Here is a 13,391-nt window from a genome sequence, read left to right as displayed (position 1 = left end):
CGCTTTACGTTTTACGGAATTCGCTATTAGCGGGCAGCAGCCTTGCGTGCGACGAACGGAATTTCCGAAGGCATGATGCCGAGGTCGTTCAGTTCACGTGGGCTCAGGCGGCTCAGTTCGTTTACAGTGTTACGGTAACGGCGCCAGTTGTTGTACGAGCGGATCAGGTTCATTTCTCTCACCTAGTCAAAAAATCAAATCTCTTTGTTGCCAACAGCATATAGGTGGGTTGCTCTGAAAGTTGCAGAGACAGATTTGCATAGCTGCTGTGCAATTTAGCCTGTCGATTGCACGTCTTTTACGCAGCTTGGTCATTATGTGATCACAATTGTCGATCCACATGGGCAAATCACCATATTTGCGGAATTTCGCGACGCTAATCTTTAATGATTCATTAATGCATAGTTGAGTCCGCTATAATCGCCATTCTGAATGGAGAGTTCCCTTTCGCAGCGGAAATAGACAAAGATTTTGTCGCAAAAGTTCGGGAATTTGTCGGCTGAAGACAATAATCCACATGACACCCAAATCGGATTGCTTTAAAGGGTGACATGTCGTGTGCAGGCGTGTGACTCTTAAGCAATCACATTCTTGTACTGTCTGTCTGCGGGAGAGCGCTTTTAAAGCCGCCGAAGGGGAAATCGCCCGAAATCTCTCAGGTACAAGGAACCGCAGACGGGTAAGGCAACTCTGGAAAGTCGGAGGAAACTCCGCGCCGAAGGTGTAAGTATGGCTTTCTATATAGCCATGCGAGTCTCTCAGGCCTGAGACAGAGGGGCACGAAGCAACCGCATTTTGCGGAGGCACACGTGCGACTTTGGAGTTGTTATGGGCGATACCGCAAATCTGAATACCCTGCCTTTGCAGGATCTGCATGAGGAAGCCGGCGCACGCTTTGGCGGTTTTGCCGGCTGGAACATGCCGATCACTTATCCGCTCGGCGTGATGAAGGAGCACCTTCATACGCGTGAGCATGTCGGCCTTTTCGATATTTCACATATGAAGCTGATCGAAGTTTCAGGCGCAGACGCTATTGCTCTTCTCAGCGAGACCTGTCCGCTTGATCCGTCGGTTCTGAAAACCGGCCAGTCGAAATACACTTTCTTCCTCAATGACCAAGGCGGCGTTCTTGATGATTTGATCGTCACGCGCCTTGGTGAAGACCGTTTCATGGTCGTTGCCAATGCTGGCAACGCCGATGCTGATATCGAGCATCTGAATGAAGCGGCATCTGGCAAGGACGTAAGTGTCAATCCGCTGGATCGCGTTTTCTTGGCCATTCAGGGCCCGGAAGCTGAAAGCGTCATTAATGATGCTGGTCTTAAAGGTGCAGAACTCTCATTCATGAGCGGCTTTGAGCCAAAGGCTGGTTGGTTCATGACCCGTTCAGGCTATACCGGCGAAGATGGTTTCGAAATCGGCCTGCCTGCCGACGAAGCGCGCGCGCTTGCAACCAAGCTTCTGGCCGACGAGCGCGTCGAATGGATCGGCCTTGCTGCCCGCGATAGCCTGCGCCTTGAAGCTGGTCTATGCCTACACGGACAGGACATTACGCCGGAAACCGATCCGGTTTCGGCTGGCCTCACATGGGCAATCACCAAGCCGGTGCGTGAAAAGGCTGCCTTCAATGGCGCCAAGGCCGTTCTGGACGCGATTGCCAAGGGGGCGGTCGCCAAGCGCGTCGGCCTCAAGCCCGAAGGCCGCCAGCCAGTTCGTGGCGGCGCAGAACTTTTCGACGAATCCGGTTTTCAGATCGGAACAGTCACATCGGGTGGCTTCGGCCCATCCGCAGGTTTCCCGGTTGCCATGGGTTATGTCGAGGCAAGCCTCGCAGTCCCCGGCACCCGCGTTTTCGCAGACGTTCGCGGTAACAAGGTTCCCGTTGATGTTCATGCACTTCCCTTCACACCGCATCGCTATCGCAAAGGATGATTTCCATGGCCAATATCCTGTTCACCGAAGATCATGAGTGGATCAGCGTCGAAGGTGGCGTTGCCACTGTCGGCATCACGATCCACGCACAGGAACAGCTGGGCGACCTCGTATTCGTAGATCTGCCGGAAGTCGGTCGCACCGTTTCCAAGGGCGAAGGCATTGTGGTTGTGGAGTCGGTCAAGGCCGCTTCTGACGTTTATGCTCCTGTCGATGGCGAAGTGGTTGAAGTTAATGACGCCGTTTCAAGCGATCCGGCTCTCATCAATCAGGCTGCGGAAGGCGAAGGCTGGCTGTTCAAGCTGAAGCTTTCCGATGAAGGCCAGCTTACTGGCCTGCTCGACAAGGCTGGTTACGACAAACTCGTAGGATAAAGAAATGACGCAACAGGTTCTTCCCTTTGTTGCCCGTCATATCGGGCCAAGAGTTGAAGACGAGCGCGCAATGCTTGCAGCGCTCGGCCTTCCTTCCATGGAAACACTGATCACGCAGGCTGTTCCGGCATCCATCCGCCTCAACCGCGCGCTTGATCTGCCAGCGGCTTTGAGCGAACACGCAGCACTTGCTGAGCTTAATGAAATCATGGGCCGCAATGTGGTGAAGAAGAGCTTCATCGGTGCGGGCTATCATGGTGTGCAGACGCCACCTGTCATTCAGCGCAACCTGTTTGAAAACCCGGCATGGTACACGGCTTACACGCCTTACCAGTCGGAAATCAGCCAAGGCCGTCTGGAGCTTCTGTTCCATTTCCAGACGCTCGTTGCCGAGCTTTCCGGCCTGCCGGTTGCCTGTGCATCGCTGCTGGATGAAGCAACTGCTGTTGCTGAAGCTGTGGGCGTTGCTGTTCGCCATCACCGCGACAAGCGCTCGCGCATTCTGCTTGCAGGCGATCTGCATCCGCAGAGCGTGGATGTGATCAACACCCGTGCAGAGCCGCTTGGCTGGCAGGTTGAAGCCGGAAGTGCTGTCGACGACAATACCGCTGCCGTCATCGTTCCATGGCCGGATACGCGCGGCGTTTATGGCGACTTCACCGCTGTCATCGCCGATGCAAAAGCCAAGGGCGCTTTGGTTATCGCTGTTGCCGATCCGCTGGCGCTGACCATTCTGGAAGCGCCTGCCAAGTGGGGCGCTGACATGGCTGTCGGCTCCATGCAGCGTTATGGTGTTCCAATGGGTTTTGGTGGTCCACACGCTGCATATCTCGCAGTATCCGAGCCGCTGACCCGCATCATTCCGGGCCGCATCGTCGGTCAGTCGGTCGATGCGCATGGCCGTGCCGCTTATCGTCTGGCGCTTCAGACGCGTGAGCAGCATATCCGCCGCGACAAGGCAACATCCAACATTTGCACCGCGCAGGCACTGCTCGCTAATATGGCTGCATCCTTTGCCATCTGGCATGGACCATCGGGTCTTCAGGCGATTGCTACGCGTGTCGCAACGCTTGCATCGCGCTTTGCAACGGGCCTCAAGGCTGCTGGTGTTGAGATTGCAGGTGATAGCCTGTTCGACACAGTAAGCATCAAGGTTTCCGGCAAGGCGCAAGCCATTGCTGACGAAGCTGATAAGGGCGGTCGCCTGCTCCGCATCATCGATGCGGATATGGTTGGAGTCACCTTTGACGAAACCTCGACGGAAGACGATCTTGCAGCACTTGCCGTTCTGTTTGGCGCTAAGCCAGTCGGTAACGACGATCTGCTGGTTCCGGGCAAAGGCCGTGGTGAAGGCTTCCTGACACAGGATGTGTTCCATTCACACCGTTCGGAAACTGAGATGATGCGCTTCCTGCGTCGTCTGGCCGATAAGGATCTGGCGCTTGATCGTGCGATGATCCCACTTGGCTCCTGCACGATGAAGCTCAATGCGGCAGCAGAAATGATGCCTGTGAGCTGGAACACGGTTGCCAATCTGCATCCGTTCGCGCCTGCGGCCCAGACTACCGGCTATGCCAAGATGACTTCGGATGTCGAAGCATGGCTTTGCGAAGTCACCGGCTTTGCAGGTGTATCGTTGCAGCCAAATGCTGGTAGTCAGGGCGAATATGCGGGTCTTCTCGCAATCCGTCACTATCACCAGTCACGCGGCGAAGGTCATCGCAACATCTGCCTTATCCCATCATCTGCACATGGCACCAATCCTGCCAGCGCATCAATGGCTGGCATGAGCGTTGTCGTGGTCAATTGCCGTCCGGATGGCGATATCGACATTGATGATCTGAAAGCCAAGGCTGAGAAGCATCGCGATAATCTTGCGGCCTTCATGATTACCTATCCGTCGACCTATGGCGTTTTTGAGGAAGGCATCAAGGCTTTCTGCGAGATCGTCCATGATAATGGCGGTCAGGTCTATTTCGACGGCGCAAACCTCAATGCACTCGTTGGCCTTGCGCGTCCATGCGATATTGGCGCTGACGTCTGCCACATGAACCTCCACAAGACCTTCTGCATTCCGCATGGCGGCGGTGGTCCGGGTGTTGGTCCTATTGGTGTGGCCAAGCATCTGGTGCCTTACCTGCCGGGTCATGTTGATCTTGGTTCCAAGCACGCTGTTTCCGCAGCACCGTTTGGCAGTGCATCCATTCTGGTCATTACGTGGATGTATATCCGCATGATGGGCGGTGCGGGTCTCAAGAAGGCAACCGAGGCTGCAATCCTCAACGCCAACTACATCGCGCATCGTCTGAAGGACGCTTATCCGATCCTTTACACCGGCGCACATGATCGTGTGGCGCATGAGTGCATCGTGGATACGCGTGTTCTCAAGGATAGGGCAGGCATCACCGTAGAAGACGTGGCCAAGCGCCTAATCGACTATGGCTTCCATGCACCGACCATGTCATGGCCTGTTGCCGGAACGCTGATGATTGAGCCAACCGAGTCTGAGCCAAAGTCGGAAATCGATCGTCTTTGCGATGCGATGATTGCCATTGCAGGCGAAGCAAAGAAGGTTGCCGATGGTGTCTGGCCTTCGGATGACAATCCGCTTGCCAATGCACCGCACACGGCAGGCGATACGCTGGCAACGGAATGGACACATCCTTACACCCGTGAGGAAGCAGTGTTCCCGGGAAGCGCTTTGAGCGGTGAGTTCGACACGACGGCGAAATATTGGCCGCCGGTCAGCCGTGTTGACAATGTGGGTGGTGACAGAAATCTTATCTGTTCTTGCCCGCCGGTTGCGTCTTACGGCTGATACAGCTTGCTGGTCGTATTTTAACGTTTTGTAAAGTGACAGGTCGGAGCGGTACTCTATCGCTCCGACAGAAATAAAATTACCGGGTCCGGATGCCGATTTTGTTTGTCGGCGAAAGAACTTGGAATGCGTTTTTACGGCTGGATTGATGACGAGAACCATGTTCTCCGACAGTCATTTCCGACGAGGAATATGCATTGTTTTTGAAGGCGCTGCGGTAACGCGGCGCTTTTTTATTTTCGTTCTAACCGACTGAAATTTAGGCAAAAAAAGAGCCGGACTAAAAAGTCCGGCTAAGTTATGAAGGTGCCATAAAGGCAAACCTCCAGAGGGGAACACTTACCGCGCGCAATGGGAGGAGGCGCAAGCGGTAAGCACTTGTCATATGGACCGGTTGCAACCATTCTTCAACCCCTGAAGCACGAAATTTTTGACCATTTCGGAAAATTCTGAAACTTTTCGGAATTTTGACGGTTTCAGGAAGCTTACTGGTCAATATTCGTGCTCGTCCGGGCTTTCAGAGTGCTCCAAATCGAAACAATCTCCTGTTGCAATGCCAAGATAGTTGCGACTCATAAATCGGACCCCAAAATTTTGGGATGTATTCGCGCTGGCTGATGGCTAGGATGTTGAAGGGAAAAAATACACTGGCATCGCTGCGAACGGGAGAGTTTATGGATTTGCGGCTGCTTCTACTTATGGTTATCGCCGGGATAGGTTTCGGCGTGTTGGCAATTCATTTTCTGGGTGGGGGAACAAAGCGCAGCATTCTTTCTGACGATGAAACGGTCAAAGAGCGCTTTTTTGTCGACTATCCGGAAATCGAGATTGGTGAGATTTGTTATACGAATGATCGTCGTACGGCATTTTTCCCGTTGGGGGAGGCCAAAACGGGGATAGTCCATAGCATTGGGGATCGTTTCTTGACGCGATGCGTGGGTGCGTCCGATGTTCTTGCCCTTGAGAAGAAGGGCGACACTGAACTCATCTTGCACATGCAGGATTTTACCTGGCCCAAGGCACGGCTTCTTTTCAGCAATGCTGCAGATCGGGAGAGAGTGATAAACTGGCTTTCAGGCTCGGATGGGGGGGAGGATCCGACATGGATAGCAATCCGGTATTCTTCGATGTGACGCGCGTTGCAATCCCGCTTTATGTGCTTGGAATTTTGATTGAACTGGTGGCAATCCGCTACTGGCAGCGCAAAGGCGAATTTGAAACGCGCGATGCTTTTACAAGTCTGCTGATGGGCGCCGGCAACGTTGCGGCGGGGCTGCTGCTTGGCTTCGTTTCGTTGACAGCGCTGATTTGGGTTTGGCAGTTCCGCTTTTTCGATCTTGGGCTGCATTGGTGGGTGTTTGTAATAGCCTTCATCTTCGATGATCTGCGCTATTATTGGTATCACCGGATTGCACATCGCGTTCGCTGGGTTTGGGCGGAGCACGTCAATCATCATTCCAGCCAGCATTATAACCTCACAACCGCTTTGCGGCAGTCATGGACCGGCCAGATGACCGGCATGTTCGTGTTGCAGGTGCCTTTGGTTTTGCTCGGATTTCATCCGGCGGTGATTGCCTTCGTTTATGGCTTCAATCTGATTTATCAGTTCTGGATTCACACCGAAGCCATCGACAAACTGCCGAAACCTATCGAGCTTATCTTTAATACGCCTTCGCATCACCGTGTCCATCACGCGACCAATCCGCGTTATCTCGACGCCAATTATGCAGGCACGCTGATTATCTGGGATCGCATGTTCGGCACTTTTGTCGAAGAACTGCCCGAAGACATGCCGCGATATGGCATTGTGAAGAATGTTGGCACATTCAATCCAGTGCGCGTGGCGTTCCATGAATGGGTTGGCATGTTCAAGGACGTGTTCTCATCCGGTCTCAGCTTTCGTCAGCGGCTGATGTATATGATTGCGCCGCCTGGCTGGAGTCATGATGGAAGCCGCAAAACCTCTGAAGATTTGAAGGCTGACTATGTGAGGCTTAACCCATCGGAAGCGGGCAAAGCAGGATTGCCCGGAAATATTGAACGGTAATTCGATAGCATTGCGGACGGCAGCCGAGGCTTGATAGCCGCAGTTCGACACATAGAAAGGCTTCACTATGAAGCCTTTTCAAAGGCTTACTGCGCCTCCATAAAACTTGCAGCCTCATCAGGGGTGGCTAACTTACATCGCTGTAAGTTTCTGAAATAGTTAGAATAATTCTAAAACATTCCCATGGTAGTCAACTTCATTTGGCTTGCAGTGGTGCGCGCGTAGATATAGAAAGATGACCAATAGACGAAGGCTTGTGCCGGTTGTGAAGAGTGTCAATCAAGGGGCGGATTGATCACTCTGCCTTTTGGATGAACTCGAATGCTCGTACCATTTCTCATCATGTTCCGCGAAGGCGTGGAAGCTGCGCTAATCGTTGGCATTATCGCGAGCTATCTGCACCAGACCGGACGCAGCGCCTGGATGCCGGTTGTTTGGATTGGTGTTCTGCTAGCCCTGGCGATGTCGCTGGCAGTTGGCGCGATCCTTCAGCTCGTAAGCGCAGAATTCCCACAGAAGGCGCAGGAGCTTTTCGAGGCCATTATCGGACTCATCGCAGTTTTCGTGCTGACGTCCATGGTTTTCTGGATGCGTAAGGCTGCCCGTTCCATCAAGGCGGAACTGCATCATTCCATCGATGCGGCATTTGAAACGCCAACGCATAAGGGCTTCGGCCTGATCCTGATGGTGTTCTTTGCTGTGGCCCGTGAGGGGCTTGAGTCGGTCTTCTTCCTGCTCGCCGCATTCCAGCAGAGTGAGGGTGGCGCTGCACCGCTTGGTGCATTGCTCGGTGTTCTGCTTGCCGCTCTGGTTGGTTACGGCATCTATCGTGGTGGTCTGAAACTCAATCTGCGCCGTTTCTTCCGCTGGACGGGTGTTTTCATCCTGATTATTGCGGCGGGCATTTTCGCAAATTCGGTGATGGCGCTGCATGAGGCTGGCATCTGGAACCACTTCCAGACGGTCGTGTTCGACACAAGCGAAATCCTGCCGCTCGACAGCACGCTTGGCTCTGTTCTGGCTGGTATCTTCGGCTATATCGCGACGCCTACGATCAGCGAAGTGGTTGCCTATCTCGGCTTCCTCGTGCCTGCGCTCATTATTTTCCTGATGCCGCCTTCCGCACCTGCGCAGAGCGCAGCCGCGAAGCCCACAGTTTAATCGAAGAGATTTTCCATGACCAAGCCGCAAAGCCCAAAACCTGCTGCACCAATCTCCCGCAACCTCGTGCGAGCGGTTCTGGTGCTGGCCATTCTGCTGGTGCTGGCGGCGGGTGCTGCTTTCTATTACGCCTCGCGCGTTTCGGATAAATCGCGCCATGCAGATGGCGATGGCAAAGTGCAGATCGTGGTCAACGCGAAAAGCTGCGATCCAAGTGAACTGACGGTTCCGGCTGGGCGCACGGTCTTTGAAATCGTGAACAAGTCTGACCGCTCGGTTGAATGGGAAATTCTCGACGGCGTGATGGTTCTCGAAGAGCGCGAGAATATAGCACCGGGCTTCAAGCAGACACTTTCCGCCAAGCTTTCGCCAGGCGAATACCAGATTACTTGCGGCCTTCTTTCCAATCCGCGCGGAAAATTGATTGTGACACCATCGGCAAGCAGTGAAGCCGAAAAGGGTAAGATGCCGCTAACCGCTTTCCTTGGTGCGCTGGCTGAATATCAGATTTATCTTGCTACCGAAGTCGCTGAGTTCCAGAAGGCTGTTGCAGCGCTTTCCGATGCCGTTTCAAGCGGCAATATCGAAGCTGCGCAGGCCGCTTATGCGCCGGCCCGTGAAGCTTATGCACGTATCGCACCGGTTTCAGAGTCTTTCTCTGATCTTGATACGGTAATCAATGCGCGCGCCGATTTCTTTGAGAAGCGTGAGCAAGACCCGGCGTTTGGTGGTTTGCATCGCATTGAATATGGGCTGTTTGAACAGAAGTCGCTGGATGGCTTGCAGCCTGTCGCCACAAAGCTTGTTCAGGACGCGGCTGGTCTGAAGGATCGTATCCGCGCGTTGCGTATTTCGCCTGACCGGATGCTGGCAGGCACATCGTCAGCGCTCAACCGCTTTGCGTCTACCGCTGCTGACGCAGGCGACGATCGTTACGCACACACGGATTTGCAGGTATTTGCAGGCCTTGTTGAAGGCTCCGCAAAGACGGCGGACGTATTGCGTCCGATCGTCATCAAGGTCGATCCCAAGGCTTTCGACGGGATCGACGCTCAGGTGTCTGCCGTGAAGGCGCTGCTTACGACCCAAAACGGCAAGGCATATGACACGCTTTCTGCTGATGAGAAGACAAAAATCAAGGACGGCGCAACTGCTCTCGCCGACCAGTTTTCAAAACTCCGCGATCAACTTGGAGTGGATTAATGACCAAGAAATTTTTCAAAAACGATAATACAGATAAAGACCTACCAGTTTCTTCGACACGCCGCGCACTTTTGCTCGGTGCCGGTGCCACAGGCGTCGCGTGTGTACTTGCACCGCAGGCGGCTAACGCGCGCGCCTCCAACAATGGACTTTCATCGGAAAGCGTGACCAATGCACCTGAAAGCGACAAGCTGCAGGAGAGCCAGCCATTTTATGGCGTGCATCAGCCTGGCATTGTGACACCGCGTCCTGCAACTGGTCTCGTGGCCTCTTTTGATGTTCTGGCGCGTGATCGCGCGGGTCTCGAACGCATGTTCAGACTTTTGACAGAACGCGCAGCCTTTCTTATGAAGGGTGGCGAGCCGCCGGCGCTTGATCCTAAGTTTCCGCCATCCGATTCCGGCATTCTTGGGCCGACCGTTACCCCTGATAACCTGACGATCACCGTGGGGCTGGGTAGCTCGCTTTTTGATGATCGTTTTGGGCTCAAGCCGTTCAAGCCAAAGCAGTTGCAGCGCATGACGGGCTTTCCCAATGATGCATTGCAAAAAGATCTCTGCCATGGCGATCTGGTGATCCAGTTCTGCTCCAACACCGCAGACACGAACATCCATGCGCTGCGCGATATCATGAAGAACATGCCTGATCTTCTGATGGTCCGCTGGAAGCAGGAAGGCTCTGTGCCAGTGCAGCCGCCGCATTCGCCAAAAGCCAAGGAAAGCGCACGCAATTTCCTCGGCTTCCGCGATGGATCGGCCAATCCTGATGCTGCTGACAAAGCCTTGATGGACCGCATCGTCTGGATTCAGCCAGGCAAGGATGAGCCTGAATGGGCTTTTCACGGCAATTATATGGCTGTCCGTCTGATCCGCAATTTCGTCGAACGCTGGGATCGCACGCCGCTGCAGGAGCAGCAGACAATTTTCGGCCGTCACAAGGATAGCGGTGCGCCATTCGATGGCAAAACCGAAGCTGATGTGCCTGACTATTCAAAAGATCCGGAAGGCAAGGTTACGCCGATGGATTCTCATATTCGGTTGGCCAATCCACGCGATGCCAATGCCGAACAACATCTGATTTTGCGTCGTCCGTTCAACTATTCCAATGGGGTCACGAAGTCCGGTCAGCTCGATATGGGGCTGCTGTTCATCGCTTATCAGGCCGATCTGGAAAAGGGCTTTATCACTGTTCAGAAGCGCCTCGATGGTGAGCCTCTGGAAGAGTATATCAAGCCAATCGGCGGCGGTTATTTCTTCACGCTACCCGGTGTGAAAAATCAGGATGACTTTTATGCACGAGCACTCCTGCAGGCGAGTGGGCCGCAGAATGCGCGTGGGTGAGGGTCTTATCACCACGGAGAGGTAAACATGAAATATCGTCTGCCACTGCTCGCGTCGGCTTGCGTCGTCGCCCTGTCTCTCAGCTTCGGTGCTGCAAAAGCCGAAGTGTCCCCACTCGATCTGGTTCAGCCTATTGCCGACTACAAGATCTATATTCAGGACAACCTTGATATCCTTGTAAAAGACACGAAGGCTTTCACCGATGCGATCAAGGCTGGCGAACTGGATAAGGCGAAAGAGCTTTATCCTTCCTCGCGCGTCTCATACGAAAAGATCGAGCCGATTGCAGAGCTTTTTGCGGATCTCGATGCTTCTATCGATAGCCGTGCTGACGATCATGAAGATGCAGAAAAGTCGGAAGACTTTACCGGCTTCCATCGCCTCGAATACGGCCTGTTTGCACAGAACTCGACCGAAGGTCTCGATAAATATGCTGACAAGCTCTACGCAGATGTTGTCGAGCTGCAGAAGCGCATCAAGGATATGACCTTCCCACCTGAAAAGGTAGTTGGTGGTGCAGCAGCACTTATGGAAGAAGTCGCAGCAACCAAGATTTCCGGTGAAGAAGATCGCTACAGCCACACGGATATCTGGGATTTCCAGGCCAATGTTGATGGCTCGCAGAAGATCGTCGAACTTTTCCGTCCGCTGATCGAAAAGGAAAATCCTGAGCTTCTGAAGAAGTCGGATGCCAATTTCAAAACCGTCAACGACATTCTTGTGAAATACAAGAAGGGCGATGGTTATGAATTATACGACAAGCTGACCGAAGAAGATCGCAAGGTGATGGCTGGAGCGATCACGACTCTGGCAGAAGATCTTTCGACGTTGCGCGGCACGCTGGGCCTGAACTAAGGTTGTTAAATTGTTTGGAAAATGGCGGGCTTTGCCCGCCATTTTCATTTGTAGTGAATGATATTTATAAAGAGATATTGCCCCTCGGGATATCAAGCCATAGGCTGGGTTGTCTGGATTCATCGAGGAGGATTGTAAGTCATGACCAAGCTGTCGCGCGCAACGCTCAAGAGCTTCAACAAAGTTCACAAGCCTGGTTATGATCTGGAGGCGCTGACACCGGGGATTGTGCATTTTGGCGTGGGCAATTTCCATCGCGCGCATCAAGCGGTTTATCTCGATGATTTGTTTGGTTTGGGGCTCGATCAGGACTGGGCTTTGGTCGGTGCGGGTGTTCGCGCCAGCGACGATGCTATGCGCGATACGCTGAAAGCGCAGGATTGGCTCACCACTGTTGTCGATCAGGAGGCAGAGCATTCGGAAGCGCGCATCACTGCGTCTATGGTCGACTACGTGACGATTTCCACTGACGAAGGGCGCAAAGCGCTGATGTCCTATCTCACGTCACCGGATATCCGCATTGTCTCAATGACGATCACTGAGGGCGGCTACTACATTGATCCGGCAAGCCAGCATTTTGATCCGGCGCATCCCGATATTGTGTATGACGGCGTTCATGCCGACAAGCCGAATACGGTCTTCGGACTCATCGTGCAAGCGCTGAAACTGCGCAAGCAAGCCGAAGTTGAGCCGTTCACAGTCATGTCCTGCGATAACATTCCCGGCAATGGTCATGTGACAGAAGACGCCGTGGTTGGTCTCGCCAGGCTTAGTGATCCGGAATTTGCTGATTGGATTGCTACGAATGTGGCTTTCCCGAATTCGATGGTTGATCGCATCACGCCTGCAACCGGTGCGCGTGAACGCGACATCGCGCTGAAGGAGTTTGAAGTTGAAGATGGCTGGCCGGTCTTCTGCGAAGGTTTCAAACAGTGGGTGGTCGAAGACAAGTTCCCAACCGGGCGGCCGCGACTGCATAAAGTTGGCGTGATCTTCTCCGATCAGGTCGACGCTTATGAGTTGATGAAAATCCGCATCCTCAACGGCGGACATGCGGCGATAGCCTATCCGGGTGGGCTTCTCGACATCCATTTCGTGCATGAAGCAATGGAAAATCCGCTGATCCGGCAATATCTGGAAAAGCTCACCAAGGAAGAAATCATTCCCGAGGTGCCACCGGTTCCAAATACGGTTCTGGAAGACTATCGCCTGCTTATCGACAAGCGTTTTGCCAATCCAAAGATCGGCGACACAATCCGCCGCCTGTGTCTTGACGGTTCCAACCGTCAGCCGAAATTTATTCTGCCGACAGTTTCAGATCGCCTGGCCAAAGGTCATTCGGTCACGGGCCTTGCACTGGTATCCGCTCTCTGGTGCCGCTACTGCTATGGAACGACGGACAGCGGTGCGGTGATCGAACCCAATGATCCGTCATGGGATCGTCTGGTGAAGCAGGCGGTGCTTGCCAAGGACGAACCAACACGCTGGCTTGAGATGACGGATATTTTCGGCGCACTGGCCACAAATCCCGTCTATGTAGAAGCCTTCTCGGCGGCGCTCAAGCGTATCTGGCAGGATGGTACAGCCAAAACGCTCGAACGGTATCTGGCAGACCAGCCGTTATAAAACCTATCCCGAAAAGTGGAACCAGTTTTCGGGAT

Annotated in this window: 11 protein-coding genes and 1 riboswitch; of the genes, 10 read left to right on the top strand and 1 reads right to left on the bottom strand. The window is 53.6% G+C overall.

Features of this window, described 5'->3' with window-relative positions; genetic code table 11:
• Positions 1 to 26 precede the first annotated feature (26 nt).
• Entirely contained in the window at positions 27 to 173 is a 147-nt protein-coding gene (locus tag ACSME1_RS18105) for a DUF1127 domain-containing protein (protein ID WP_084486680.1), read from the bottom strand.
• A gap of 424 nt (positions 174 to 597) precedes the next feature.
• A riboswitch (glycine riboswitch) is annotated at positions 598 to 682 on the top strand.
• A gap of 146 nt (positions 683 to 828) precedes the next feature.
• Between ACSME1_RS18105 and gcvT the strand changes: the two genes are divergently transcribed.
• The 10 genes from gcvT to ACSME1_RS18055 all read left to right on the top strand — a co-directional run bounded on the left by gcvT (position 829) and on the right by ACSME1_RS18055 (position 13,356).
• Positions 829 to 1,932, top strand: coding sequence for a glycine cleavage system aminomethyltransferase GcvT (gene gcvT / locus ACSME1_RS18100; protein WP_105706226.1), 1,104 nt, complete (start codon positions 829 to 831; stop codon positions 1,930 to 1,932).
• A 5-nt stretch (positions 1,933 to 1,937) separates the two neighbouring features.
• Positions 1,938 to 2,306: a glycine cleavage system protein GcvH gene (gene gcvH, locus ACSME1_RS18095; RefSeq protein ID WP_024896352.1), complete on the top strand. Its 369-nt coding sequence runs from the start codon at positions 1,938 to 1,940 to the stop codon at positions 2,304 to 2,306.
• Between the two features lie 4 nt (positions 2,307 to 2,310).
• On the top strand, positions 2,311 to 5,124 hold the full coding sequence (gene gcvP / locus ACSME1_RS18090) for an aminomethyl-transferring glycine dehydrogenase (RefSeq protein WP_024896351.1): 2,814 nt from the start codon (positions 2,311 to 2,313) through the stop codon (positions 5,122 to 5,124).
• A 599-nt stretch (positions 5,125 to 5,723) separates the two neighbouring features.
• Positions 5,724 to 6,257 carry a hypothetical protein gene (locus ACSME1_RS18085; protein ID WP_435655137.1) on the top strand — a complete coding sequence of 178 codons (534 nt, stop codon included), beginning with the start codon at positions 5,724 to 5,726 and terminating at the stop codon, positions 6,255 to 6,257.
• Positions 6,227 to 7,171 carry a sterol desaturase family protein gene (locus ACSME1_RS18080; protein WP_024896349.1) on the top strand — a complete coding sequence of 315 codons (945 nt, stop codon included), beginning with the start codon at positions 6,227 to 6,229 and terminating at the stop codon, positions 7,169 to 7,171. The genes ACSME1_RS18085 and ACSME1_RS18080 overlap by 31 nt, the downstream gene beginning before the upstream one ends.
• A gap of 321 nt (positions 7,172 to 7,492) precedes the next feature.
• Positions 7,493 to 8,332, top strand: coding sequence for an iron uptake transporter permease EfeU (efeU, locus tag ACSME1_RS18075; RefSeq protein WP_024896348.1), 840 nt, complete (start codon positions 7,493 to 7,495; stop codon positions 8,330 to 8,332).
• A 15-nt stretch (positions 8,333 to 8,347) separates the two neighbouring features.
• A complete protein-coding gene (efeO, locus tag ACSME1_RS18070; RefSeq protein WP_435655136.1) occupies positions 8,348 to 9,535 on the top strand; it encodes an iron uptake system protein EfeO in 1,188 nt (395 codons plus the stop codon).
• Positions 9,535 to 10,875 (top strand): iron uptake transporter deferrochelatase/peroxidase subunit, encoded by a 1,341-nt coding sequence (gene efeB, locus ACSME1_RS18065; protein ID WP_435655135.1) that lies wholly within the window; start codon positions 9,535 to 9,537, stop codon positions 10,873 to 10,875. Before efeO (ACSME1_RS18070) ends, efeB begins: the two co-directional genes overlap by 1 nt.
• 27 nt (positions 10,876 to 10,902) lie before the next feature.
• Positions 10,903 to 11,730, top strand: coding sequence for an iron uptake system protein EfeO (gene efeO, locus ACSME1_RS18060; protein ID WP_024896345.1), 828 nt, complete (start codon positions 10,903 to 10,905; stop codon positions 11,728 to 11,730).
• Positions 11,731 to 11,871: 141 nt separating this feature from the next.
• Complete coding sequence (locus ACSME1_RS18055; protein ID WP_435655134.1) at positions 11,872 to 13,356, top strand: mannitol dehydrogenase family protein; 1,485 nt, start codon at positions 11,872 to 11,874, stop codon at positions 13,354 to 13,356.
• The last annotated feature ends 35 nt before the right edge of the window (positions 13,357 to 13,391 follow it).

Source organism: Brucella pituitosa (assembly GCF_965577835.1).
GTDB lineage: Bacteria > Pseudomonadota > Alphaproteobacteria > Rhizobiales > Rhizobiaceae > Brucella > Brucella pituitosa.
Note: the sequence above shows the minus strand (reverse complement) of the source record. Positions and strands in the feature narration are given on the sequence as shown.

Bases quoted from the DNA above. Each gene is read 5' to 3' on its own strand.
- ACSME1_RS18055 (WP_435655134.1), top strand. From the start codon at position 11,872: ATGACCAAGCTGTCGCGCGCAACGCTCAAGAGCTTCAACAAAGTTCAC.
- ACSME1_RS18105 (WP_084486680.1), bottom strand. From the start codon at position 173: ATGAACCTGATCCGCTCGTACAACAACTGGCGCCGTTACCGTAACACT.
- efeO (WP_435655136.1), top strand. From the start codon at position 8,348: ATGACCAAGCCGCAAAGCCCAAAACCTGCTGCACCAATCTCCCGCAAC.
- ACSME1_RS18085 (WP_435655137.1), top strand. From the start codon at position 5,724: ATGTATTCGCGCTGGCTGATGGCTAGGATGTTGAAGGGAAAAAATACA.
- gcvP (WP_024896351.1), top strand. From the start codon at position 2,311: ATGACGCAACAGGTTCTTCCCTTTGTTGCCCGTCATATCGGGCCAAGA.
- efeB (WP_435655135.1), top strand. From the start codon at position 9,535: ATGACCAAGAAATTTTTCAAAAACGATAATACAGATAAAGACCTACCA.
- gcvT (WP_105706226.1), top strand. From the start codon at position 829: ATGGGCGATACCGCAAATCTGAATACCCTGCCTTTGCAGGATCTGCAT.
- efeU (WP_024896348.1), top strand. From the start codon at position 7,493: ATGCTCGTACCATTTCTCATCATGTTCCGCGAAGGCGTGGAAGCTGCG.
- efeO (WP_024896345.1), top strand. From the start codon at position 10,903: ATGAAATATCGTCTGCCACTGCTCGCGTCGGCTTGCGTCGTCGCCCTG.
- ACSME1_RS18080 (WP_024896349.1), top strand. From the start codon at position 6,227: ATGGATAGCAATCCGGTATTCTTCGATGTGACGCGCGTTGCAATCCCG.
- gcvH (WP_024896352.1), top strand. From the start codon at position 1,938: ATGGCCAATATCCTGTTCACCGAAGATCATGAGTGGATCAGCGTCGAA.